We start from the raw sequence: 24,455 nt of genomic DNA on the forward strand, positions 1-24,455 counted from the left end.
GTTGGGGTAAGATGCGCCCTAGATTTCTAAGGAGGTTATAAGAATTTCATCCTAAGAATATAGCTTTAGCGGACATACAATTTAAAGCTAAGGCACTAATAAAGTAATAAATTGCTAAAGCAAAGATTTTGAATTACAACTAGGGTTGACGTTATACGCTAATCTTGTCCCTTTCTCTTTGCAGAATAGATAATCGGTCAAAGGATTTATCATCCGCTTTTCTTGAAAATTCAAAAAATATTACATATGGCGGCATATACAGAAGCAAGCATTCTTTCTTTAGCCTCCCTTGAACACATCCGTCTCCGGGCTGGAATGTACATTGGAAGACTCGGAGATGGCTCACAACGAGAAGACGGTATCTATACTCTTTTTAAAGAAGTTGTTGATAATGGCATTGATGAATTCATCATGGGGCATGGAAAATCTTTAACGATTTCTGCTAATGATAAACAAATTACCATCCAAGATCAGGGTCGTGGTATTCCTTTAGGGAAGCTGATAGACTGCGTCTCTAAAATCAACACAGGAGCTAAGTATACCCAAGACATTTTCCACTTTTCAGTAGGGTTGAATGGAGTAGGACTTAAAGCTGTTAATGCACTATCAGAAAGATTTTCTGTACGTTCTGTAAGAAAGAAAAAATACCATTATGCTATCTTCCATCGAGGAGTCCTTCAAGATTCCCAACAAGGCTCTACCAAAGATTCTGATGGGACTTTTGTTTCCTTCTCTCCTGACCCCGTAATCTTTCCTAATTTTGCCTTTAATCATGACTTTCTAAAAGATAAGATCCGTCAGTATACCTATTTACATCCTGGGTTAGAAATTTTTTTTAATGACCAAGTATTCTTTTCCCAGAATGGCATAAAAGATCTTTTTGAGGATGAGGTTCACGAAGAACCCTTATACTCTCCCCTTTTTTTTCATAGCGATAATCTTTCATTTATCTTTTCTCACCTAGAAGGTAGTGCCGAACGTTATTTTTCTTTTGTCAACGGGCAAGCAACTCTTGATGGAGGTACGCACCTTGCAGCATTTAAAGAAGCGATAGTAAAGGGTATAAATGAATTTTTTGGGAAAATGTTTGTTGCTAATGATATTCGAGAAGGTGTCGTCGGTTGCATAGCAATAAAAATAGCTTCTCCTATTTTTGAATCTCAAACTAAGAATAAACTTGGGAATACACAAATTCGCGCGTCTTTAGTTAAAGATGTGAAGCAGGCGATTGTAGAAGCTTTACGTAAAGACAAGACTACTGCGGATCTTCTATTAGAAAAGATAAAATTCAATGAAAAAACACGAAAAAACATTCAATTTATAAAACAAGAGCTCAAAACCAAGCAAAAGAAAGTTCACTATAAAATTCCCAAACTTAGGGACTGTAAATTTCACTATAATGATCGATCTCTTTACGGTGAAACCTCGTCTATTTTCATTACTGAAGGCGAATCGGCCTCTGCTTCCATTCTTGCTTCAAGAAATCCTTTAACTCAAGCTGTCTTTTCTCTGCGAGGAAAGCCTATGAATGTCTTTTCTTTGGAAGAGGCCAAAATGTACAAAAATGACGAGTTATTTTATCTAGCGACAGCTCTTGGCATTACTCAAAATAATACCCAACATCTACGTTATAACAAGGTCATTCTTGCAACTGATGCTGATGTGGATGGAATGCACATCCGCAATCTTTTAATTACTTTTTTCCTCAAAACACTTTTACCTCTTGTAGAAAATAATCACCTCTTTATCTTAGAAACCCCTTTATTTAAGGTTAGAAATAAAGAAATCACTCTCTATTGTTATTCTGAGCAAGAAAAGCTCGACACTTTAAAGCAATTTGGGAAAAAAGACTCTTCGTTAGAAATAACAAGATTCAAAGGTTTAGGAGAGATTTCTCCTAAAGAATTCGCTGCCTTCATAGGTCCTGACATACGACTTACTCCAGTTACGATTACTCCCTTAGAGAATGTCTCTTCAATTTTACAATTTTATATGGGGAAAAATACAAAAGAGCGAAAACAATTTATTATAGATAATCTTATTACTGACTTTTAATTTATGCGTGACGTTTCTGATCTTTTTAGAACACATTTTATGCATTACGCCTCTTACGTAATTTTAGAAAGGGCTATTCCGCATATTCTTGATGGCTTAAAACCTGTACAACGCCGTCTCTTATGGACTTTATTCCTGATGGACGACAGAAAAATGCATAAAGTTGCCAATATAGCTGGAAGGACTATGGCTCTCCATCCCCATGGAGATGCTCCCATTATAGAAGCCCTCGTTATTTTAGCAAACAAAGGGTACCTTATCGACACTCAAGGTAATTTTGGGAACCCCCTTACAGGTGATCCTCATGCTGCTGCCCGTTATATAGAGGCCCGGCTCAGTCCCTTAGCTCGAGAAACTCTCTTCAATACAGATTTAATCAGTTTTCACGATTCCTATGACGGGAGAGAGAAAGAACCTGATATCTTACCTGCAAAGATTCCCCTACTTCTAATCCATGGTGTAGATGGGATAGCTGTAGGGATGACGACTAAAATTTTCCCTCACAATTTTGCAGAACTCTTAAAGGCTCAGATTGCTATTTTAAACAATAAAAACGTTAGCTTAGTTCCTGATTTCCCTTCAGGAGGAATTATGGATGCTTCTAATTATCAAGATGGTTTAGGAACGATTACTATACAAGCTTCGATAGACATCATTAATGACAGAACTCTAATTATTAAACAAATCTGTCCCCAATCCACAACAGAAACATTGATTCGCTCTATAGAAAATGCAGCAAAACGAGGAACTATTAAGATTGATACGATCCAGGATTTTTCTACTGATGTTCCTCATATTGAAATTAAACTTCCGAAAGGTTTTCGAGCAAAAGATGTGATTCCTACTTTATTTGAGCATACGGAATGTCAAGCGGTACTCTATTCTAAACCCACTGTGATTTACAATAACAAACCTGTAGAGTGTTCCATATCGGAAGTACTTAAACTCCACACTGAAGCTCTACAGGGCTACCTTAAAAAAGAACTTTTGTTGCTTCAGGAACAACTAGCCTTAGATCACCACCATAAAACTTTAGAATACATTTTTATTAAACATAAACTCTACGATTCCATCAGAGAATCCCTAGCAAAAAACAAAAAGGTTTCTGCTGATGACTTACATCAGGCTGTATTAAAAGCGTTAACACCCTGGATTACCCATCTTGCAACTCCCCCTACAAAAGAAGATACCTCTCAACTCGCTGGATTAACTATTAAGAAAATTTTGTGTTTTAATGAAGAGACGTGCACTAAAGAGCTTTTAGCCTTAGAGAAAAAACAGAGTGTGGTAAAAAAAGATCTTGGAAGAATAAAAGAAGTAACCATCAAATATCTCAAAGGACTTTTAGAACGATACGGTCATTTAGGAGAGAGAAAAACGCAAATCACAAACTTTAAGGCAAAAAACATGCCTACTTTGAAACAACAAAGCTTAATTTAAGCAATTAAGTTTACTTAAAAATCCTAAAAATAAAAGATAGCAAAATATTTTCTTTTTAAATTAGAATTAAATCAGAGACTATAATTACTACAGACTGAGATTATGGAACCACGTTATATTCACATAAGACCACCTGAACCTAAAACTCTAGAGACACCTAAAACAGAAAAGCCCGGGATTCCTGAATATATGACTATGGCAAATATGCCTCACTTCGAAGGTCCTGTAAAAACCCTTGATCAGCTACGTCTAGCTCTCATCGAACAACGAGGAGTCGAAGAGGGACAAAAGATGTACGATAACTTCATTCAATCTATTTTAATTTCAACATTTGGACTTGTTCATAAAGATATGGATCGAGCACAAAAAGCCTCTAAGCGTATGCGATCTGTGTACAAAGAGCAGTAATGTCTTTTACGTATTTCTTAGCTCTTCCAATAGATGCTCCCACACAAGAACGCCTACTGCGTTCGCCAAAACGTTGGGAGTCTTTACTTAACTCGTCTTTATATCTTAGAATCATTACTCATCAGAATATTCCTTACTTAGCTAAAGAACTTCCTAGATTCCCTCTGTCTATTGAGGACTGGGAAAAAACTGTTCTTCATGTTTCGAGCTTATTAAAGTCTCTGTTTTTATGTTCCGACCTTTCTCCTTTAAGGCTTCTTGTTTGCTCAAAAATTGAGCAGATTACTCTGAAAGATCTCGATTCTTTTAGCCAAAATCGCTAATTCATTGTTAAGGATTTTGTGACCTTTTGTTTGATTCAAGTTTCATGTTTAATGATTTACGGTCGTTCATTAATTAGGTAGATTAGTCCAGAGTGGATTACATTTTTTCACTAAAATGCTTACATCTGTATCAAAAGCATTAAATTATTAAAAAATTTCTAAGTCTTTAAGGATCAGAAAATAAATAAGCCTTTTAATAAAAAGTCTAGATCCTTAACTGTATCAATATTAAACTAGTAAGCAAAGTTATCAAAATTCCAATGAAAACTATTATTTCATTTACTGTAACCAAAGAAAATCTGGAGCGTTTAGATAAGTATCTTACTGAGATATGTCCTAAATATTCTCGAGCTTTTTACCAACAGCATATTTTAGCTGGGCTTGTCCAAATCAATGGCCAAACAAACACGAAGGTGTCTACACGTGTAAATTTTGGCGATTTAATCACCATAGATATCCAAGAAAAAGAAGAGCCTCTTGAGTTAATTCCTGAAGCTATTCCGCTAAATAAAGTCTATGAAGACCCGATGATTTTAGTAATAAATAAGCCGAGGAATATGGTAGTTCACCCTGCTCCTGGTCATTTTCATGGAACACTGGTCCATGCTCTTCTCAATGAGATAGGGGAGAGATTAAAAGAAGAGTTTCCTGAAGAACCTTGGAGGCCAGGAATCGTACACAGACTTGATAAAGACACTTCGGGATTAATTATTACAGCAAAAACTCGGCAAGCAAAAAAAGTTTATTGTGAGCTTTTTGCTACTAAGAGATTAAAGAAAAGCTATTTAGCAATTTGTATAGGCAAGCCAGATGTTATGACAATTCATACAAGCATTAGTAGACATCATAATAAGCGTAAAGAAATGACTGTAAGCTCTCAAGGAAAAGAAGCTATTACTCATTGCCAAGTTCTTGCCTGTAACGGAAAACTGAGCTTAGTTGCCTTATCTCCTGAGACAGGAAGAACTCACCAACTCAGAGTACACATGAAGCATTTAGGAACTCCTATTCTTGGAGATCCAGTCTATGGGATTCCCTCAGTAAACCATAGTTACGGCCTTGACAAACAACAATTGCATGCCTATAGCCTAGATTTTACTCATCCAGAGACTCTACAATTTTGTTCGTTAACAGCTAGTTTACCTGAAGATATGCGTTCTCTCTTAATAAAAGAATTTCAAAATGATAAAATTGTATTGAACAACAAGCTACCAGAATTAGTTTTTAAATAAACAACCATTCATTAAAAAGTTTCCTTATTTTATAAAACAAATTAAAATTAATTAATATTGAATCTCTTTTTAAAGACCATGCGAATCATTTAATAGGATCACTTTATGAAAGAATTTTTAGCCTATATCATTAAAAATCTAGTTGACCGTCCTGAAGAAGTACACATTAAAGAAGTTCAGGGTACTCATACGATTATCTATGAATTAAGTGTTGCTAAACCCGATATTGGGAAGATTATTGGGAAGGAAGGCCGCACAATCAAAGCTATTCGTACCCTACTAGTTTCTGTAGCAAGCAGAAACAATGTCAGAGTTAGTTTAGAAATCATGGAAGATAAGTAATTTTAAACTTTGCTTAAGCCTTTCTTATTCAAGTTGCTAGCCCTGAGGCAATAACCAAAGGCTAGCATTATGCAAATAGCTACATAAGATTAACTATAAAATCGGACCGAGCAGGACTCGAACCTGCGACCATTCGCTTAGAAGGCGAATGCTCTATCCACTGAGCTATCGGTCCATATTCTTGCAGTACTTCAACGTTAACTGGAGTGCTGAGCACGGAAATACACTAGAAAAGTGCTCTATTTAGTATAAATCTAATAAGAAAAAAGTCAATTCTGTCAGGTCGTTTTCTTGTCATGTTTAATTTTATACTTAAAATTAATGAGCAACTTGGATTGTATTCTTCGATCTTATAACCTGGAAACTTAGAATCAATAATTGCTTTATCTTAAAAAAGGAAAGTCATGTTCGACAATAAAATGATCCTAATTGCTGGTCCCTGTGTTATTGAGGGAGAAGATATTACATTGGAGATCGCTTTAAAATTACAATCTCTTTTAGCCCCTTATGCAGATACCATCGAATGGATTTTTAAAAGTAGCTATGACAAAGCAAATCGCTCTTCCTTAGGTTCATTTCGAGGACCCGGCTTAATAGAGGGACTCCGTATCCTTGCTAAAGTCAAAGAAACGATTGGAGTAAAAATTCTTACAGACGTTCATAATCCTCAAGAAGCTTACATTGCTTCCGAGATTTGTGATATTCTTCAAGTTCCTGCTTTCCTTTGCAGACAAACAGATCTTCTAGTTGCAACTGGAGAGACTGGAGCTATAGTTAACTTAAAGAAAGGGCAATTTCTTTCTCCTTGGGATATGCAAGGCCCGATTGATAAAATCCTCTCTACAGGAAATGATAAAATCATTCTTACAGAAAGAGGATGCTGCTTTGGCTATAATAATCTTGTGTCGGACATGCGTTCCATAGCTGTCTTAGGGCGGACAGGTTTTCCTGTGATTTTTGATGCCACACATTCTGTACAACTACCTGGAGCTCTATCGACCCAAAGTGGGGGACAAACAGAATTTATTCCGACACTTTCTCGAGCTGCTCTAGCTGCAGGAGCTCATGGTCTTTTTATAGAAACACATCCCAATCCTAAAATGGCTAAAAGTGATGCAACTTCTATGTTGAGTTTAGATGAATTTGCTGCTCTTCTTCCTATCTGGAATCAATTATTCACTTGTATAAGTTCTTTTAACATGGTTTCGGCATGACAAAATTTTTATATTGTGGACTTTTTTATTCTTTAGGACTTCTTCTTCTAGCGTTTGGAACCGTGGTAGCCATTATTCAAGTGGATCAAATCTGCAATGTTTCTTGCATGAATAAACATTTTCAAGAAGCCCCACCTTTTTTAAAAATAAAAAAGGTTGGAGTTTGTAAACAAATTTGTTCTTCGGAGGATCGATTCTTCAACTGCAAGGTAGATAAATCTTGTATGGAACTTCATTTCCCACAATCTAACTATTCCTGCAAAGAATATCTTTCTAGACTATCTGGTTATGTTCTAACTGAAAATTTTGAAAAACAAATGCAGTTCCAAGGAAACTCCGGACTACTGAATTATCGAGATGGTTCCTTACATGTTTATGACTGCCGTTTCCAAATAGACCCTTTACCTGGTTACGAATCTTCAGACAAGAACGATAGTTCTTCAGGAGGCATGAAAACTCTTTATCTATCTCTATTAAGGAAATAAGCTTTTATGCCTATACTTTCTGTCTGTAACCTTGTAAAGAAGTATAACAAAAAGCCTGTTACAAATGATGTTTCCTTTCAAATAAATCCCGGTGAGATTGTTGGTCTACTAGGCCCTAATGGTGCAGGAAAAACAACAGCATTTTATCTTACTGTAGGGTTAATTCGTCCTGATTCTGGAAAGATTATTTTTAAAAATGTAGATGTCACAAAGAAAACTATGGACCACCGTGCACGGTTAGGCATTGGTTACCTGGCCCAAGAGCCTACAATTTTTAAAGAATTGACCGTTCAAAATAATCTTATCTGTATTTTAGAAATCATTTACAAAGCACGTAAACAACAATCTCATCTTTTAAATACTTTGGTAGATGACCTGCAGCTTGGTTCTTGCCTTCATAAAAAAGCAGGTACACTTTCTGGAGGAGAGCGACGTAGATTAGAGATTGCCTGCGTATTAGCTTTAAATCCTAGCGTATTACTATTAGACGAGCCTTTCGCTAACGTAGATCCTCTAGTGATTCAAAACGTCAAGTACTTGATTAAAATCCTTGCGGGGCGTGGGATCGGTATTTTAATTACGGATCATAATGCTAAAGAGCTCCTTTCTATTGCTGACAGGTGCTATTTAATTATTGATGGAAAAATTTTTTTTGAAGGCTCCTCAAGTCAAATGATCAGTAACCCTATGGTAAAACAACATTATTTAGGAGATTCATTCTCATACTAATAGGTTGTTTAGGACACTTTAGAATCAGGAAAATTACTGCCACCAAGGATTTGTGCTAATGCTTCAAAGCCATCTTCCTCAAGAATCGTCACACCAGGCTTAATTCCCCGCTCTGCTAGTTTAAACGCCTTAAAAGTATTGCAAATGCGTCCTGTGAGTCTAATACCCACCCCTTTCAAATTCATGACGGAAGCATAATCTCCAAACATCTTTAACGAAAGCTCGCAAGCAGTAACTGCAAAAAGAATTTGATCTTTAGGATAGCGCTTCTTTAAGGCGTATAGATGTTTAGCTATGTCTATAAATGTAGGGATGATCACAATATCATATCGATATACATTCAAACACATCATTGTCCCTATAGAACATGAAGTACAGATAGGATTCGTAGGATCATATTGACAAGCGTCATTAAAACGACCTTTAGGACATCGTTTAGGCTTTTGACAGTATGAAAATCCAATTAACAATTTTCGGTTAGGACAATTTAGCTCTTCTATAAGATCATTTACGGTATTGCAGTTATAAAAAAACAGATTTCCTTTCTGCAATGCTTCCTTAGGAACAAGCAATGCTCGTGCTAATCGAACACAGGAACGAGGATCTTTTAAAAAATAATAAACAAGTTGCCTAGCATCTTTTAAAGAAGCAAGATACGCAAGAGTCTTTATACGCAAACCCTTCATCGTAGCTTTAGTAATATAAGGAATATTAGGTTTGTGTTCTGGCTTAGACATAAATATCGAAAAAAGAAAATCAATAACAATTGCATATTACCACTAAGGGTGACCCTTAGTGGTAATACAGAAAGCCCATAGAAACTTAGTTCCATAGTCCTTAAGATAGAGTAGCAATATCTTCGGTAGTATACAGTCTTAGTGATAATCTAATCCAGAGGTTCATCCTCAGAAAGAACTTCTTCAGCAATGGCTTTGATTGTTGCAAGTCCTTGAGGGAATCCTAAACTACATAATAAATCATTAACTTGTTCTAATTCTGTAGTCAATTGGTCATTGATAAACTCTAAGCGAGCTAACTGCTGTTGAATATGAAATGTTGGGTACATAAGGCCTCTCCTTAACGATTCATAAAGAAGAGGAGCAAAAAACATGCCAATATCTTTTTGAGATTAAAAATTTTTATAAAAATTAGAGATTCAACCTAAAAAATTTATCTCTATCCTGTTAAACTTCTTGCTAAACTTAAGTACATCTGATTTAAAAGTTGTAAAGAAGTAGCCACTACGGTCCACTCTTGTTGCATAGAAGTTAAGTGCATCTGCAAGTCTAATTGGAAATTCTGCCCCATATCTGCAAAAGATTGTTGATCTGACTGTATTGTGGACTGTAAAGGGAACATTCCCCCACTAATCGTATTCCCTACTAATCCTGAAACTAAAGCTTCTTCTAGAATCTGCAAACGAGACTGCCATTGCGTTTGACCGCCATTAACTATAAACGTCCCTGCCACAGAACCTGCAGATATAGACAACGGCAGAAGATAGTTCTGTAATAACACCAGAGATCCTGATATAGCATTGATATTATCTTCGTAATCCCTTAGGTTATCTAGAATCGTTGAGCGTTGCTCATTAGTGAGTTTATCATCCTTAAGGACTCTATCTCTTTCTTCTGCAAGAACTGTAAGTGCTTGACGTGTCTCTTGAAGATATAAAGCAGCCTGTTTCCGCTCTAGGTCTAGTTTTGCCTGAGCGCTCTGTTGAGATCCCGGAAAAGCATCAGATCCTCCAGCACCTACTGCTGGTTGTTGACCCACATAACTAGCAAAATTGAAATATGTAGCTCCATTAACATACTGAGAGGTAGAATTAAGGACATTATTTCCTACGGATGATCCTAAGTTACTGTAGTACAGCTTGGTGTAAATTTCATTTAAATAATCCACCTCTTTAGGCATGTAGCGATCTATTAAAACAGAAGCCACAGCTGATGGTAGGGGCAAGGCTCGCAATTCACTTGCTTGCGCTAACAATTGTCCATTAAACAGTTCGTTTTTCATACTCGTGAACTGCTTGAGCTGCTCCTGGAGCTCTTGTATTTTGTTCCCCATAGTTTCTGATTCTACATTAGCAAGAGCCTTAAACCGAAAATATGCTCGTGCTGTTGCCTCAGCACTTCCTTGTGCTAGCCGGGTAATTTCAGGTAAAAACCCTGTAGAGCCATAGTTTAAAAGGATCTGATTAATCTCAACTTTTCCACTGTTGTTTATATATATAGTATACTGAAAATTGTTTGAGTTAACTGTTATAGAAAACTGTCCATTAGAATTTACAATTTGATTCATTGCACCTTTCATAGCTGGAGCTAAATAAAAGTCTGTGTTATCCAGTTCTTTAGCTTCTTCTAAAATAGCAGACTTAACATCCTCCATCGTAGCACTGGGATTTAAAGCAACTACAGTAGATGCAGTGAAGTATGCCCAAATAGCACCGAGATGCTCACCGCCTTTAAAGGAATCCAAAGATTTTACACATTCATTAATAAGTGTTTTTTGTTCTGTAGTTAATTCATTAAAACGCGAATTGATACCCCGTGCTGTCTGCAAAGCTCCAGCTATAGCTGCACTACTGATGTCTCCCTGTGATACACTCAAGTCAATTGGGGCAAACACCCCAATTAAAGAGCCTACAAAGCTAGTCAGATTAGAGAACATAGTTCCCTGATGCTGGTTAACATAGATGCTGGCTGCAACTACAGTATCAAAAGATGTTAAAGCATTAACTTGATCTTTATATAATCCTGTTATGTCCTGACAGAAACTAATTTTATCATTTCTGGAAAGTTCAGAAGAATCTATCAATGCAGCTAGTTTCTCTCCAGCATCTGTGATCTGTTGTAGTCCTGCCTCATCAAAATTACCTACATGATCGGCTAAAGTCTGTAACTCTTGTTTAATCTCTCCAAAGCTGACAAACTGCTCTGGTGTTAGCATGCCCTCTACTGCAGAGAGAATATCGTTCAACCCTTCTACTCTACCATCTGCAAATGTTTGAACTAAAGTAGCTTCATTTCCATATTGATTTGCTAACTGGTTAGTAAAATCTGTTTTCATCCCTCCAGTAAATGTATCTGCCCGTTGTATTGCGACGAAAATCTGATCAGGAAAAGTGTATAAAGACTCAAAATCCTGTTCTGTTAAATTAGTACCTGCAGTCAGCAGACGCTGAAGCTCTGTATTTAACTTTTCAAAAACATCCCTATTTGTAGGATTCTTAGACTGGACTGCAGCCATGATTTTGATCATTACACTATTGATATTAACAATAAGATCTTGACCCCATTTCTGCTTGACTGCGTTATAGTAAGTTCCTGAGCCAGCTATTGGCGTGCTTGCCGTAACAACAATAGAGGCGTTGTCAGAGGAAAGAGGTTTTTCATGAATAGCTATCACAGGAATAGAAGTCATGACTGTCTTACTCTCGACTTGATGTTTATGTAGTTGTTCTACCGCATGGCGGTAGCGCTCATTTCCCTTCTGTTCTAAAACTTGAATCAACTTTTCTAGTATGTATCGGTCAGCGGTAACTCTTTCATGACTAACGATGTGTTCGAATAAATCCGTATGTTTTTGTGCGTAAGACTGTATTGGGAATACTATACGAAGTTTACTACAAGATGTTGAAATAGAAGAACTATAAATCATATCAATGTCTACTTTAAATAAGCAAAGAATTATTTTTAATTAACATTAACATGAAAATATTATTTTTATAATCTAAAAAATTAATCTTTTCTTTAAAAACAAAACCATCAACTGTATACAAACAAATTATTTTTTAACTAAAAAGTCGCATAGAAAAAAAATAGAATAAAATAAGAAAATAAAATAAAAATTATCAATTATTTTATATGTCTACCTTTTCTATTCAAAACCGACCAAGAACAATTTCTGGTGAAAGCGCGCACATTATTAAACTTGATCACAAATACTCTGGTTTTGATCCTAGATCCGTCCCTGCTATAAACTTAGAAGAACTTAATTCAGGAATTTATGCTTTAAGACATTTAATGAATGCTCTGCAATCAGAAAATGCAAATATTGCTTGTTTCTTAAATCCTAATAATACGATCTTTCCAACTACCGAAGTTCGGTCATATTTAAAAAACTTACCTCTCCAAGCCAGTGCTCCAGGACGAGCACTGCGATCTCCTGCCGATTTATTATCTACAGCGGCTCTTGCTTTAGTTCCTATTATTGATGCAGGTCTAACGGAATTAGTCGACTCTGTTACGGAAATTAATTTAAGCTCTTTATCGACAATATCTACGGTTCGTCAATTAATGAAGTCCTATCTAAACCTAACATCATTAACACCTGAACAAGAAAGAGCTGTATTTGCTAGTGCTTCTGTTCCTTCAGAAGAAAATTTAATTTCTCATGTAAAACAAGAAAAAGCCACTGAAATTAAAGCAAAGCAAGATGAGATTAAAGCCTCTTTAGAAGCTCAGGGAGTCCCTCCGGAAGAAATTGAAAAAATCCTGCAAGCGTATCCCGACACCTATGCCACCGAATTTATTAAAGAATTCATTGAACAACCTTTACATACATACCGTTCACAAGTTGGTGGCCCCATTACAAGCATGAATGAAACTGCCATACAAAATATGCCTATACCTCCAACAATCACTCCAGACAATGTCAATGATGTCAATGGTATGATGATTCTAAGCACTATTTTAAAATCTATAAACGATGCTGTTAAACAAGCACCCGCTCTTGCTGGAGATGAAGAAATCATCACTATGCTACAAACTTTAATTCCTCTATCGGATAAGACCAATTTTACAGCAATTGAATTAAAAACAATTTATACAGGAACACAGCTTCCTAATACAAAAGCTTTAGAAAACTATCTCTCAAATAGACAAATTGCTGAGTATCGAGGAAAAATCACAGCAATGTATCGAACTTCGGTTCACAACCTCTCTAGCACTCAACGTACAGTTGCAAACAATCGAAAAATGCTAGAAGAAGAGTTGAGCATTTTCCAACAAGCACAGAATTGTTTTGTCACCTGGATTAGTCAAGCAAACGCACTTCGAACAGGTATCACAAATAACTATACTTCTGCTGTACTAACAACTTCTATGGAAATGTATGGAGGACTACTCTGCCTTTCTTACATGTATGAGAGGTTATCCACTAACGCAAAAGCAATTTTCGACAAAAGTGTGAATGAATATTTAAAAATCATAATCATCGAAGGTGGTTCTTGGGTAAGCGGCTGGATTGCAAAAATGGCTGCATATCAAGAATTAGCAGAGTATTCTTTAGGAACTGCGGTAACAAGTCAAAATCAAATTAAAGATTATCTTCAAAGACGTGGCAATGAGTTCAAAAACACCCGTCATTTCTTCCATGATATTGGTGATCAAATGTACCAATTTGCTAATGATCCAGTGTTTGGCAACTCTCTTACGACAAAAAATGGTGCTTTACAACCAAACTTAGCTGGTTTTATTCAAGAAGCTATGATTAACGTAGGAACTGTTAGAAACGATTATGTAAGCAATGCCCAAAGAATTCTTAATGAATTTAATACATCTGCATCAGCTTATACTACACAATTACAATTACAAATAGCAGCTCTACAAAAGAAGTATGATGATTTAGATCCACAACAAGCTTCTTTTACAGAAAATCGTCAATTTGCTGTAGCTGCTTGGCTAGCATCTGAAAGTCTTGGGAATGCTTTAATTTCGATGATATTAAAATCGCAATTGCCTAAACAAGAAGCTTTTTTAGAACCTTTAATTGAAGAAATTAACTTCAATAACATCGCGGCAAATGCCTTAAATAGCCTTTTGCAAATCACAAATGAATTTTCTACCACCTCGGTTTATTATAGTTTATCTTCTTATTTAGTTCAGAGTAAAACTGGTCAAGATCTCTTTGCTGGGGATTACTACGAAACTCTTTTAGCTGCTTCCAGAGAACGAGAATATATTGCTCGTGATACTGCTAAATGCAAACAAGCTATTACTTTAGTCAATGAACTCCTCAAAAAAATTCAAAATCTTCCTGGAGCAACTTCAGCACAAAAACAAGAAATGCTTAATGCAACAACTTACTATCAGTACAGCTTGTCAGTCACCTTGAATCAACTTACAGTCTTAGAATCGTTATTCGTTAGTATCACAATGAGTCTTAAAACAGCAGCTGACGGTAAATATGAAAAAAGTGTATTTCAAATTCTTGGTTTTGACAATTGGATTCCGACTCTAGCTGCTTTAGAAAGTTTTTTAACTAGTGGTTTCCCTAACATCAGTGCAACAGGGGGTTTGGGGCCTCTATTTACTCAAGTGCAATCTGACCAACAAAATTATACTTCTCAAAGTCAAACTCAGCAACTAAACCTACAAAATCAAATGACCAACATTCAGCAGGAGTGGACATTGGTATCTACATCTATGCAAGTATTAAATGGAATTTTATCTCAGCTTGCCTCCGCAATCTATTCTAATTAGGTTTAACCTTATAAATTTTTCTATATCTTAAGATTTTCTCCGTTTCCTCTTAAGCAAAATGAACAATTATCTAGTATAAAAGTTTTCTTATAACTTGTTTAAAGAATCCAAAGGGCTGTCGGAATCATTTACACAAACAGAAGCTCGCGGAGCAGAAAAAGCGGATCAATCTGTAGCTAGAATGATCTCTGAAGGTAGTTCTACTCTTGGGGATGTCTACGGTCAGGTTTCAGCGTTAGAGTCAGTGATGTCCATGATACAAAGTAAATAAATCTATAAATTAGAAGCAAAGAAAGTCTACAAATTCAAATCAACATTATATTGGCTACTCTTTTTGCAGGGATTTTCCTACAATCTATCAATAGACTGATCAATCATATGTTATTGAAGATAACTGGCATATAGAGAACCAATATTGACCAATACCTGCTGAATAAAGGAAGAATTAGTTTCAAAAGACAGTGCTTTAATTTCAGCAGCTGTTCTAGACCCTTCAGCAAATAAGCTTTCTAACTTAGCTATGAACTTTTGTGTAGAATCATCAGAAATTTGTATATAAGGATAGCCAAACTGCGGAGGTTTTGTAACTGCTGATGTAAGCTTTTTCTTAATCTCCTCATTATTTGCTTGGAAATTACTTTGTATCATGGACATCACTGACTCTAACGCTGAAACCTGACCGTAGACATCCCCAAGAGTAGAACTACCTTCAGAGATCATTCTAGCTACAGATTGATCCGCTTTTTCTGCTCCGCGAGCTTCTGTTCGTGGTCTAGGCACAGATCGCGTTAAAGCCGGAGTACTTACATTATTTATCACATCACGAGTTGCATTATTTCTAGCATTAGCATAGGCGTTGTTAATGGTTTTGTAAGCCTCATAGCCTGCTGATATCTGTGATTTATAATCCTTACCGGAAGATTGTGATGTTTTGTAAAGCTGTTTTACAGATGATCCTATAGTACTTGCTGAAGCAGGGGCAACTCCCGAGCTCACGACAGCTGCAGAAGCAATTTTACCTAAAGCATTAAGTATACCTTCTTGTTGCGCTGCTTTACCCAAAGCTTCTTGTAAAGCTTTTTGTGCACCTAGTAATGCTTGTGCAGCGTCAGTCTTTCCTGCTGCTGCTGCTTCTCCAGCCTGTGCTCCAAGTTCCTGTTCTGCAGCTTTAGCATCAGGATTTTGCGTATTGAACATATGAATCATCTGACGAAATCCAGATAATAAAATTGAAGCACTCTCATTTGCTGCGTCATCTAAAAGCATGGCAACACGCATATTACCGACAGTGTTTGTGTTTTGCTGAGAGCTACCAACCGTGGCTCCTGGATTTGGAACATCACTTCCATCCGCAGGCTTGATGTTTTTAAGTTCTTTTTCAGCTTGATTGACCAAAGCTTGAGCATCCTTAAGAATAGAAGAATTGGGAAACTTTTTTAAAGCTTCCTCTATTCGTGTTTTTGCTGCCGCAATACTCGCTTTAGCAGCATCAACATTGTTTTGACTGTTATTCGCCTTAGCCTCTTCCACAGCACCGTTAGCGTTCTGTGCCGCATAGTACGCATTTCTAATTAGACCACCATCTTGCTGTATAAGGTCATTCTGCGCACTTGTTTGATCAACTAGAGATTGAGCAATCGCTGGTGTTTTTCCTGGAATTACTGGGTTGTCTTGCATCTCTTTAAGCAATTGTGCAGCTTGTTCATTGTTCATCACGGCTTGTTGCAAGGCAGCCTGAAGAAGATCAAAAGAAGTCAAGGTCTCTAATGATCTATAAATATCCTCATTATCCGAAAGGTATTTCGCTAACTCTTTAATTTGTGCTCCAACTTGAATTGCTTGGGTATTCTTAACTTCCCAATCACTAGCAATTGCTTTTTCCTCATCGGTACTAGCCGTTTTTTTCATGTTATCTACAGCATTCTGCAAACTTACCAAAGCTGCTTCTACATCTGGTAGTGATGTTGAGGTAAGGATGGTATTATATGCTGACTCTGCTTGGGTCTTATAGTCATCAAACGTTGGTGTAGGAGCTGTACCGCTTGTTGCACCGGTAGCTGAAGCCCTGGTAGATGTAAAAGCAGCACTGAGCCTATCCAGGAGGTTCATCAAAGAGTTTCTTGCAGAGCGCAAAAGGCTCCAACGACCTACAGAATCTGTTTTAGGCTCTTCGGGTTTAGCTTTAGTCCCTGCTATCTTTTCAGCTTCTGCGCTCTTATTTGCTGCACTCGCCTCTATTCCTCGCGAAGAAAGATCTGCTGAAGCCGTGCGTTCTGTTTCGTCTATAGGACCTGGACCACCAATAGGATTAACCATAAAAACTCAAAAAATAATAAAAAATCTTTAGTTTCATTATAAATAATAAAAAAAAAGCTCACACTAATAATTAATGTGAGCCTATTTTTAAAGATTTTGTTAAAAACAAAATTAAAATGCTGAAATTATGCCAAGATCGAACTTTCTAAAAGTGAAGTCGTTCCCTAACTTACTGTTTGCAGGTTTTGAGTAAGCCGCATAAGCTCTGAAAGATAAAGAATCTGTAATCCCATACATATATAAAAAAGAAGATCCTTTATAATTCGTAAAACCATTAGCCTCTTTAGGATCATAATTAGCCGCAATAGCCTGGGCAAACCAAAACTTCAATAAGTTACCACGACCGATGCCAGAAACGTCTATTTCTGGAACTGATAATGCCTGAACATATTCATAGCGTATTGTTGCTGACCAATCTCCAGCTTTTCTAAGTCCCCCTAAAGTTCCGCCAACAAACCAAGCAATGTTTTCCTTTTTATTTAAAGTTGTTTTAGTAGCCTTGGCCAAAGCGTTTGTCAAAACTGCTCCATAAAGATAGAGAGGTTTTTTCTTTCCATTTATCCAAGGGATCTGACTATGTTTTCCCACTAACCATTGCCACACCAAGTACTTATATTTCATAGTATTTGTGACAGCTTTTTCTGTTGATGAAGTTTCAACCGGAGTAAAGGTATTCCAGTCAACAACACTACACTTTACAAAAAACTGTTTGGGTAAACGATTTACAATTCCCTCTACAACCCAAGCATAGTGTTTTTTAGCCATGTTCACAACAAAAGGGCCTCCATGAACAATCACTTGATAAGGGTAATTCGCAGAAAGTTGACGTGTCCAATATAAATGCACTCCATCAAAGTTAGTTTGGAATTCCACCTCTGACTCAAAAAGATCTCCTAAACTAGATCGTCCGACTTCTACAAAAAAATCTGTACGAGTATCAGGATTCTTATACAAACGGTATCCTAGAAACGCTCTGTTAATATCAACACCAGCTGCAGTTTGTTCTCCTCCTGCAACTGCCATCCAATTCATCTTAGAAGATAGCCAATTCCTTTCAGCTCGATAATCAATATAAAGATAAAATTCGCTACGATAACGATTTACTGGTAAAGGATTGTACTTATCTTCCTTTGAAGGACGCTTTATATCCTCTCTAGAATACAACCATCGAGCTCTTACATCTCCAGCTATTCTTAAAACGCCATCTTGCTTTCGCGTTTCTACAAAGCCCCGTTTACTTAGGTATTCTTTTACTTCATCTAGAGTTGTATAGGATAGATTTTTTCCTTTTTGTTCAGAGATAGGAAGTTCAGCATAGCCTAAATTTGTCAGCGCTAGCAGCACCACACTCCCTAACCATTGATATACCTGTCTTTTCATAGTATCCTTAGTATCAATATTAAGTATAGAAACAGAAGACCACGCAAGCTATCAAAATCTAAAGCCAAAAGGAAAGGAGCTAACGAATTAATTCTGATTATCTTGCATTAAGTGTTGTCTTTGTAAAAGACCACGTTGTCCACGCCAGTATTCAAAAGAAGTCAAATTAATAAGATCTTCTACTCGAAGTAGTTTTGCAAAACCAAACAAAAAAGCCAAGAAAATGAAGCTCTCAGATAAAAAAGCTACAGCCTGAGCAAATATCGATGATAATGGCCAAGCAAGCGGTGTGAGGGGGGTTAAAAAGATGACGTATGTAGTTCGTGTGAGAAAATTTAAACCTAAAGTAATCATACAGGCAAGTATTGTGGTTCCCATAACTTTCGTAGACCGTCGTATGCTTTCCCAAAGTAGTTTAGAATACATGGGAAGCCTTTTGGAGGAATAATACCAGAGGAAGTATAGCTGTACCCAGGCAGTTATTGAAGTAGCATAGGAAATGCCTGAAACATCTTTTAAGATCCACCGACCTAAAATTAAACTTAGAACAATGTTCGCCAGGGCGGTGCCAATACCTATAAACAGTGGCACTGTATAATGTCGTTGGGCATAAAAAAGAACCGATACTAAAGGAGCTAAAGCCATAGGAATAATACTTGGACTGTAGCCTCGAAGCACACGAACAATGGCATACACAGCACTTTGAGGGAACAAACCATGTTCATAAAGAACCCGAACTCCAGGCAAAGCTAAAAGCAACAGACCCGCTGTCATAATAATCATTACAGAAATAGTCAGGTTAAGAACAAACTTCATAAGTTCTAATCCCCGGTCGTGATCTTCTCGTTGTACACAACGAGAAATTGCAGGTAAAAGAACAGTAAACACGCCAAAACCAAATAGATGTATAGGCAACTGATAAATCTTTAAAGAATACATTAAATATAATGGTCCTATTTCGTGAACATATCTTGCTAAGCAGATATCAGAAAGTAAATTGAGTTGAAATATGCTTGAGGTCAGAATTCCTAAGGATAAAGGAGCAAGTAAAGCTCTAACACTATCGTGTTCTTTAGGAGGAGTTTTAGCACTTAATAAAAATTTCCACACTCCAGGGACAGTGATTAACCACTCCAAGAAAAAACCAACAACTAAAGCTACTGATAAACCAATAATACGCTCTCTTGAGTCTGAATGACGAGCAGCTATAACAAAGAAAATCCAAATGATGTTTACAACAACAGGAGCTAATCCGACACCAAAAAATTTGTTTTCACAGTGCAGTAAAGCCCCATTTACGTTATACATCATTAAGAAAATTCCACAAGGCAGGAGTATCATAGTAATAAGAATAATATCGTAAGATCCTCCTTCAACATACTGAAGCACAACCCCTAAAATTAACTCAACAAGTAGCGTAAATAAGATAGCGCAGCCTTTAATCAATCTAGAAAAGCGTCGGAAAAAGAACGCGGCACGATCTATACTTTGAGCACGAAGAAATTCAAAATAAGGAATGAAGGCCTGTTCCAAAATCAGCCCCCCTAAAATTTTTCTTAAGAAAAATACCGTTCGGAAACCCAGCCAAAAAGCAGCCACAATAGGGTCTGCTCCAAAATAGGTGGCCATTGTAATTTCTCGAAATATTCCCGTAACACGACTACAGAAAGTTCCAGATAAAATGTTAAAAATTGAGCGGGCTACGGAAACTTCACTGTCTTTTCTACTCATTAAGCTCTCTTTCCTTTTATCCTTATGTTCTATTTATAACTCTCATTTGAAAATTATTACGACTTGTTCTTAGATTTTGATATATGGTTGTTAAGAACAATGGCATTTTTTCAACAACACTATTTCAATAATCAAAATTGTAAAAAAGTTGCTCTAAGCAAATAGGAGGTCTTCAAAAAGACTTAAATTTCACATTAACAAGATGTACATTTTCATAATTTTTACGATGTCCACTATAACTTTAGTAGTTTTTTCTATATAGAACTGATATTTTTCTTCTTATTAAACAAAGATTTTACAAAAGTTTTTGGAATGATTCTTTAAAATATATTTTTCTATGTCATAACCAGACTATAGATTTCATTCTCTCCAAAAAACAAGAGAAGCAAACGATCTATTTACAAAACATGATATGCTTTTACTAAACTTTAATCGAATTGCAAAATCCTAAAAATTAAAATCACAATAAAGCAGAAATATTTCTTATTAAAATAAAGAACTTTAAGAAAAAATGACACAAGATATTATGAAAATACTTCCTCCCCCTAACGACCTTTTACTAGGTGCACACACCTCTATTGCTGGAGGACTTAAAAATGCCATTTATGAAGGCCGAGATATCGGAGCTTCTACAGTTCAAATTTTTACTGCAAATCAAAGACAATGGCAGAGACGTACTCTACAAGAAGAAACTGTGACTGATTTTAAAAAAGCACTTAAAGAAACCCATCTTTCCTATATTATGAGTCATGCAGGATACTTAATTAACCCTGGGGCGCCCGATCCTATAATTCTGGAGAAAAGTCGTATTGGTATTTATCAGGAAATTACTGATTGTATTACTTTAGGAATCTCTTTCGTTAATTTTCATCCCGGGGCCGCTCTTAAGAGTTCTCAAGAAGATTGTCTTGATAAAATTATTCAAAGCTTTAGCTTGTCTGCTTCTTTATTTGATAATTCGCCTCCTCTTGTTGTCTTACTAGAAACTACAGCAGGACAAGGAAGTTTAATTGGCAGTACTTTTCAAGAACTAGGTTATCTTGTTCAAAATCTTAAGCATAAAATTCCCATTGGCGTATGTATAGATACATGTCATATTTTTGCTGCGGGTTATGATATCACTTCACAAAAGGGATGGCGAAATGTTCTTGAAGAATTTGATAAATACGTAGGTCTATCGTATTTACGCGCTTTTCATCTCAATGACTCTATGTTTCCATTAGGACAAAATAAAGATCGTCACGCGCCTATTGGGAAAGGCTACATAGGGAAGGAATCTTTTAAATTTCTAATGACAAATGAACAAACTAAAAAAATTCCTAAATATTTAGAAACTCCTGGAGGTCCTGAAAACTGGCAAAAAGAAATTCGAGAACTTTTGGAACTTTCAAAAAATCACAATCAATAATTTGGTTATCTTCGCAGTTAAAAACTGCTATTTTTTAACCAAAAAAACTTCAGAAAAAAAACGCCGTCCTTGTTAGAACGGCGTTTTCTGAAAGAATTTCTTAATAATCGCAATTAGGTTCTGTGAGACAGAAATTCACAAACTACAGAAATATTAATAGGTAAAGGCAATTGAGCCTCTATTTGATCTTGCTCAGGTGATATAAGCAGTTCTCCTTTGAAACTTGCCTTATCTAAAGAAATATAAGAAGGCAGAGAGCTTTCGTCCTTACTTTCTAGGGCATTTTTCACAGATTGTAGTCGTTTTGATTTTTCATTTAGAGAAACTTGCATGCCAGGACGGAGGAAAAACGAGCGTCTGTCTACTCTTCGCCCATTGACTAATACATGACCATGGGAAACAAGTTGTTGAGCAGCAAAAATTGTTTTTGCAAATCCCATACGATAGACCATATTATCAAGACGACACTCAAATCTTTCCAAGAACATCTGAGCAATATTTCCCTGCTTATGTACAACTTCTTTGAAAGCTTTAACTAACTGCTTTTCCATGATCATTCCATAGCAAGCCTTAAGCTTCTGTTTTTCTTCGAGCTGGAGTCCATAGTCAGACTTTTTCTTTCTCTGCATACCATGCTGACCTGGAGGGTGAGGCTTCTTTAACAAAGGATTTCGGCTTCTGCCAAAGATGTTCGCACCAAAACGCCGTGCCACTCTATTTTTAGGGCCACAATATCGAGCCATGTATTTCAGTCCTTATATTTAGTCCTTGGAAATCATCTTCGCCCCTCTGACTTCACTTAGGGACGTAGTTTTGGCACAAATGTACAAAGCCGAAAGCACAAGAACAATAAAAATAAAACTCGCACTCATAACTTGACAAAATACCAAAGAGCATTTTAGTTCCAATGCCAATTTTCTACAATGCAATTATTTCTCAGATTATGTTAAAGTATTTATCATGGAAAAGAAATATTATGCACTAGCCTATTACTATATTACTCGTGTGGATAATCCACATGAAGAAATTGCTTTACACAAAAAGTTTTTAGAGAACTTAGATGTTTCTTGTCGTATTTATATTTCAGAGCAGGGTATCAACGGACAATTCAGTGGCTATAAACTTGATGCTGAACTCTATATGGATTGGCTTAAAAAACGTCCTGTTTTCTCAAAGATTAAGTTTAAAATCCATCATATTAAAGAAAATATCTTTCCAAGAATCACAGTAAAGTATCGTAAAGAACTTGCTGCTTTAGGTCGTGAAGTAGATCTCTCTCAGCAAGCTAAACATATTTCTCCTCAAGAATGGCATGAGAAATTACAAGAAAATCGTTGTCTTGTTTTAGATGTTAGAAACAACTATGAGTGGAAAATCGGGCATTTTGACAATGCCACCTTACCTGACATTGAAACTTTCAAAGCATTCCCAGAATATGCTGAGCGTCTTGCTCAGGAATACAATCCCGAAACGACTCCTATTATGATGTATTGTACAGGAGGAATTCGTTGTGAGCTTTACTCTCCAGTCTTATTAGAAAAAGGCTTTAAAGAAGTCTATCAACTTGACGGTGGTGTAATTGCTTATGGTCAACAAGTGGGGACAGGTAAGTGGTTAGGAAAGTTATTTGTTTTCGATGATCGCCTAGCTATTCCTATTGATGAAAAAGATCAAAATGTGACTCCTATAGCAGAATGCTGTTTTTGTAAAATTGCTTGTGATTTTTATTACAATTGTGCCAATACCGACTGCAATTCTCTATTTATCTGTTGTTCTGACTGTATTCACCCATATAAAGGCTGTTGCTCTCATGAATGCTCTCAAAGCCCACGGGTTCGCAAATTTGATAGTTCACGAGGAAATAAACCGTTTCGACGTGCTCACCTGTGTGAAATTGGAGAAGATGAAAATTCTACAAGCTGTTGCCTACTATAAATCTCTTCAACCTTTAAGACGTCCAATGAGATTATTTTCAATAGGTCATTTGGCTATATCTATGTGCTCTTCTCTTTGTTCAATATAACTTTTAATATTCTGACATAGGATATTGACAACCACATCTCGTCGATAGTTTCCAGGTATAACGATGTCAGCGTATTCTCGAGTAGGTTCTATGTATTGATGATGCATGCGTTTCCCTATAGAAAGATAGCGGTTTATTATTCTATCTACATTGGATCCCCGTTCTTTAATGTCTCGTATGAAACGTCGTAATATCCTTTCATCAGCGTCAGTATCTAAAAAAACCCTAATATCCATTAGATCTCGAAGAGTTTGATTTTCAAACACTAAAATGCCTTCAACAATGATAACCTTAGAAGGATATATTGTTTCGGTCTCTGTTTGAGATCGATTATTTGTAGTAAAATCATAAATTGGAGCACAGACAATCTGATTATTTTTTAGATGTTTTATATCGCGAATCAATAAATCATTATCAAATGCTTCTGGATGATCAAAATTTAATTGTGAACGCTCTTCAAGCGTGAGATATGATACGTCTTTGTAGTAATTATCCTGGCTAATGACACTAACATCTTTGCCAAAAATTTTTTTAATATTTCGGGTTAAAGTTGTTTTCCCTGCCCCAGAGCCTCCTGCTATTCCAATAACCATCATAAGCATGAACAACATAGCTTTTTCTCCATAATATCTTCGTTTAAAGCACAACACAACAAAATATAGTTGCGTACCGAAAATTTAGTGATTTAGTAAGATGAAAAAGAAAAAGGAATAAGCAGCTAGAAATCTTTAAATAAATCAGAAAAATCAAAGACTTCCTATGTCAAGATATCTCTTATTTGAACAAAAAGAAAAGATCTTAAAAACGACTGTTCTGAAATAAACCATCTTGTAATTAAATTCTCAGTTAAAGTCGGAGAAAACCGATCACTTCAACAGCAA

21 protein-coding genes and 1 tRNA gene are annotated in these 24,455 nt (G+C 36.3%); 13 read left to right on the plus strand and 9 right to left on the minus strand.

The window, feature by feature from the left end; all coding sequences use genetic code 11:
- Positions 1-246: 246 nt before the first annotated feature.
- The 6 genes from C834KP_RS03405 (at position 247) to C834KP_RS03430 (ending at position 5,800) form a co-directional block, all read left to right on the plus strand.
- Positions 247-2,055, plus strand: a complete 1,809-nt coding sequence (locus tag C834KP_RS03405; protein ID WP_108896778.1) for a DNA topoisomerase IV subunit B — start codon at positions 247-249, stop codon at positions 2,053-2,055.
- Positions 2,056-2,058: 3 nt separating this feature from the next.
- Positions 2,059-3,495: a DNA gyrase subunit A gene (locus tag C834KP_RS03410; RefSeq protein WP_108896779.1), complete on the plus strand. Its 1,437-nt coding sequence runs from the start codon at positions 2,059-2,061 to the stop codon at positions 3,493-3,495.
- 102 nt (positions 3,496-3,597) lie between these two features.
- On the plus strand, positions 3,598-3,903 hold the full coding sequence (locus tag C834KP_RS03415) for a CT656 family putative T3SS effector (protein WP_108896780.1): 306 nt from the start codon (positions 3,598-3,600) through the stop codon (positions 3,901-3,903).
- A complete protein-coding gene (locus tag C834KP_RS03420) occupies positions 3,903-4,226 on the plus strand; it encodes a hypothetical protein (RefSeq protein ID WP_108896781.1) in 324 nt (107 codons plus the stop codon). The genes C834KP_RS03415 and C834KP_RS03420 overlap by 1 nt, the downstream gene beginning before the upstream one ends.
- 260 nt (positions 4,227-4,486) lie before the next feature.
- The gene (locus C834KP_RS03425) at positions 4,487-5,458 is read left to right on the plus strand and encodes an RluA family pseudouridine synthase (protein WP_108896782.1); all 972 of its coding nucleotides are present in this window, start codon (positions 4,487-4,489) and stop codon (positions 5,456-5,458) included.
- Positions 5,459-5,563: 105 nt separating this feature from the next.
- Positions 5,564-5,800, plus strand: a complete 237-nt coding sequence (locus C834KP_RS03430; protein WP_108896783.1) for a KH domain-containing protein — start codon at positions 5,564-5,566, stop codon at positions 5,798-5,800.
- Between the two features lie 102 nt (positions 5,801-5,902).
- Here the strand turns inward: C834KP_RS03430 and C834KP_RS03435 are convergent.
- Positions 5,903-5,975, minus strand: a tRNA-Arg gene (locus tag C834KP_RS03435).
- A 229-nt stretch (positions 5,976-6,204) separates the two neighbouring features.
- Between C834KP_RS03435 and kdsA the strand changes: the two genes are divergently transcribed.
- Genes kdsA through lptB form a run of 3 tightly spaced genes read left to right on the plus strand, consistent with a single transcriptional unit; the run spans position 6,205 to position 8,228 of the window.
- Positions 6,205-7,014 (plus strand): 3-deoxy-8-phosphooctulonate synthase, encoded by an 810-nt coding sequence (gene kdsA / locus C834KP_RS03440; protein ID WP_108896784.1) that lies wholly within the window; start codon positions 6,205-6,207, stop codon positions 7,012-7,014.
- Complete coding sequence (locus C834KP_RS03445) at positions 7,011-7,499, plus strand: DUF1137 domain-containing protein (protein ID WP_108896785.1); 489 nt, start codon at positions 7,011-7,013, stop codon at positions 7,497-7,499. Before kdsA ends, C834KP_RS03445 begins: the two co-directional genes overlap by 4 nt.
- A gap of 6 nt (positions 7,500-7,505) precedes the next feature.
- Complete coding sequence (gene lptB, locus C834KP_RS03450; protein WP_108896786.1) at positions 7,506-8,228, plus strand: LPS export ABC transporter ATP-binding protein; 723 nt, start codon at positions 7,506-7,508, stop codon at positions 8,226-8,228.
- 8 nt (positions 8,229-8,236) lie between these two features.
- Here lptB and C834KP_RS03455 read toward each other — a convergent pair whose 3' ends face one another.
- The 3 genes from C834KP_RS03455 to C834KP_RS03465 form a co-directional block, all read right to left on the minus strand.
- A complete protein-coding gene (locus tag C834KP_RS03455; protein ID WP_231911677.1) occupies positions 8,237-8,965 on the minus strand; it encodes a hypothetical protein in 729 nt (242 codons plus the stop codon).
- Between the two features lie 149 nt (positions 8,966-9,114).
- The gene (locus C834KP_RS03460) at positions 9,115-9,294 is read right to left on the minus strand and encodes a hypothetical protein (protein WP_231911678.1); all 180 of its coding nucleotides are present in this window, start codon (positions 9,292-9,294) and stop codon (positions 9,115-9,117) included.
- A 110-nt stretch (positions 9,295-9,404) separates the two neighbouring features.
- Positions 9,405-11,891, minus strand: a complete 2,487-nt coding sequence (locus tag C834KP_RS03465) for a CT620/CT621 family type III secretion system effector (protein ID WP_108896788.1) — start codon at positions 11,889-11,891, stop codon at positions 9,405-9,407.
- 206 nt (positions 11,892-12,097) lie between these two features.
- Here C834KP_RS03465 and C834KP_RS03470 point away from each other — a divergent pair, with 206 nt between their 5' ends.
- Together C834KP_RS03470 and C834KP_RS05290 are read left to right on the plus strand one after the other, a co-directional pair.
- On the plus strand, positions 12,098-14,716 hold the full coding sequence (locus C834KP_RS03470) for a CT620/CT621 family type III secretion system effector (RefSeq protein WP_108896789.1): 2,619 nt from the start codon (positions 12,098-12,100) through the stop codon (positions 14,714-14,716).
- A gap of 94 nt (positions 14,717-14,810) precedes the next feature.
- Complete coding sequence (locus tag C834KP_RS05290) at positions 14,811-14,987, plus strand: hypothetical protein (protein ID WP_157951046.1); 177 nt, start codon at positions 14,811-14,813, stop codon at positions 14,985-14,987.
- Positions 14,988-15,097: 110 nt separating this feature from the next.
- On the opposite strand, the gene C834KP_RS03475 is transcribed toward C834KP_RS05290, so the two are convergent.
- From C834KP_RS03475 to C834KP_RS03485, 3 genes are all read right to left on the minus strand, one after another.
- Positions 15,098-17,032 (minus strand): hypothetical protein, encoded by a 1,935-nt coding sequence (locus tag C834KP_RS03475; protein ID WP_108896790.1) that lies wholly within the window; start codon positions 17,030-17,032, stop codon positions 15,098-15,100.
- Between the two features lie 111 nt (positions 17,033-17,143).
- Positions 17,144-18,412: a hypothetical protein gene (locus C834KP_RS03480; RefSeq protein ID WP_108896791.1), complete on the minus strand. Its 1,269-nt coding sequence runs from the start codon at positions 18,410-18,412 to the stop codon at positions 17,144-17,146.
- 87 nt (positions 18,413-18,499) lie between these two features.
- Complete coding sequence (locus C834KP_RS03485) at positions 18,500-20,143, minus strand: lipid II flippase MurJ (protein WP_108896792.1); 1,644 nt, start codon at positions 20,141-20,143, stop codon at positions 18,500-18,502.
- 526 nt (positions 20,144-20,669) lie between these two features.
- Between C834KP_RS03485 and C834KP_RS03490 the strand changes: the two genes are divergently transcribed.
- Positions 20,670-21,551, plus strand: a complete 882-nt coding sequence (locus tag C834KP_RS03490; RefSeq protein WP_108897142.1) for a deoxyribonuclease IV — start codon at positions 20,670-20,672, stop codon at positions 21,549-21,551.
- 113 nt (positions 21,552-21,664) lie between these two features.
- Here the strand turns inward: C834KP_RS03490 and rpsD are convergent, their stop codons facing one another.
- On the minus strand, positions 21,665-22,294 hold the full coding sequence (gene rpsD, locus C834KP_RS03495) for a 30S ribosomal protein S4 (RefSeq protein WP_108896793.1): 630 nt from the start codon (positions 22,292-22,294) through the stop codon (positions 21,665-21,667).
- A 217-nt stretch (positions 22,295-22,511) separates the two neighbouring features.
- Between rpsD and trhO the strand changes: the two genes are divergently transcribed.
- A complete protein-coding gene (trhO, locus tag C834KP_RS03500) occupies positions 22,512-23,486 on the plus strand; it encodes an oxygen-dependent tRNA uridine(34) hydroxylase TrhO (protein ID WP_108896794.1) in 975 nt (324 codons plus the stop codon).
- Between the two features lie 45 nt (positions 23,487-23,531).
- Here trhO and udk read toward each other — a convergent pair whose 3' ends face one another.
- Positions 23,532-24,185, minus strand: coding sequence for a uridine kinase (gene udk / locus C834KP_RS03505; protein ID WP_108896795.1), 654 nt, complete (start codon positions 24,183-24,185; stop codon positions 23,532-23,534).
- Between the last annotated feature and the right edge of the window lie 270 nt (positions 24,186-24,455).

It is taken from the genome of Chlamydia serpentis, from assembly GCF_900239945.1.
Classification (GTDB): Bacteria; Chlamydiota; Chlamydiia; order Chlamydiales; family Chlamydiaceae; genus Chlamydia; species Chlamydia serpentis.

Coding starts and splice junctions, on each gene's coding strand:
- C834KP_RS03405 (WP_108896778.1), top strand. CDS start 247: ATGGCGGCATATACAGAAGCAAGCATTCTTTCTTTAGCCTCCCTTGAA.
- C834KP_RS03410 (WP_108896779.1), top strand. CDS start 2,059: ATGCGTGACGTTTCTGATCTTTTTAGAACACATTTTATGCATTACGCC.
- C834KP_RS03415 (WP_108896780.1), top strand. CDS start 3,598: ATGGAACCACGTTATATTCACATAAGACCACCTGAACCTAAAACTCTA.
- C834KP_RS03420 (WP_108896781.1), top strand. CDS start 3,903: ATGTCTTTTACGTATTTCTTAGCTCTTCCAATAGATGCTCCCACACAA.
- C834KP_RS03425 (WP_108896782.1), top strand. CDS start 4,487: ATGAAAACTATTATTTCATTTACTGTAACCAAAGAAAATCTGGAGCGT.
- C834KP_RS03430 (WP_108896783.1), top strand. CDS start 5,564: ATGAAAGAATTTTTAGCCTATATCATTAAAAATCTAGTTGACCGTCCT.
- kdsA (WP_108896784.1), top strand. CDS start 6,205: ATGTTCGACAATAAAATGATCCTAATTGCTGGTCCCTGTGTTATTGAG.
- C834KP_RS03445 (WP_108896785.1), top strand. CDS start 7,011: ATGACAAAATTTTTATATTGTGGACTTTTTTATTCTTTAGGACTTCTT.
- lptB (WP_108896786.1), top strand. CDS start 7,506: ATGCCTATACTTTCTGTCTGTAACCTTGTAAAGAAGTATAACAAAAAG.
- C834KP_RS03455 (WP_231911677.1), bottom strand. CDS start 8,965: ATGTCTAAGCCAGAACACAAACCTAATATTCCTTATATTACTAAAGCT.
- C834KP_RS03460 (WP_231911678.1), bottom strand. CDS start 9,294: ATGTACCCAACATTTCATATTCAACAGCAGTTAGCTCGCTTAGAGTTT.
- C834KP_RS03465 (WP_108896788.1), bottom strand. CDS start 11,891: ATGATTTATAGTTCTTCTATTTCAACATCTTGTAGTAAACTTCGTATA.
- C834KP_RS03470 (WP_108896789.1), top strand. CDS start 12,098: ATGTCTACCTTTTCTATTCAAAACCGACCAAGAACAATTTCTGGTGAA.
- C834KP_RS03475 (WP_108896790.1), bottom strand. CDS start 17,032: ATGGTTAATCCTATTGGTGGTCCAGGTCCTATAGACGAAACAGAACGC.
- C834KP_RS03480 (WP_108896791.1), bottom strand. CDS start 18,412: ATGAAAAGACAGGTATATCAATGGTTAGGGAGTGTGGTGCTGCTAGCG.
- C834KP_RS03485 (WP_108896792.1), bottom strand. CDS start 20,143: ATGAGTAGAAAAGACAGTGAAGTTTCCGTAGCCCGCTCAATTTTTAAC.
- C834KP_RS03490 (WP_108897142.1), top strand. CDS start 20,670: ATGAAAATACTTCCTCCCCCTAACGACCTTTTACTAGGTGCACACACC.
- rpsD (WP_108896793.1), bottom strand. CDS start 22,294: ATGGCTCGATATTGTGGCCCTAAAAATAGAGTGGCACGGCGTTTTGGT.
- trhO (WP_108896794.1), top strand. CDS start 22,512: ATGGAAAAGAAATATTATGCACTAGCCTATTACTATATTACTCGTGTG.
- udk (WP_108896795.1), bottom strand. CDS start 24,185: ATGTTGTTCATGCTTATGATGGTTATTGGAATAGCAGGAGGCTCTGGG.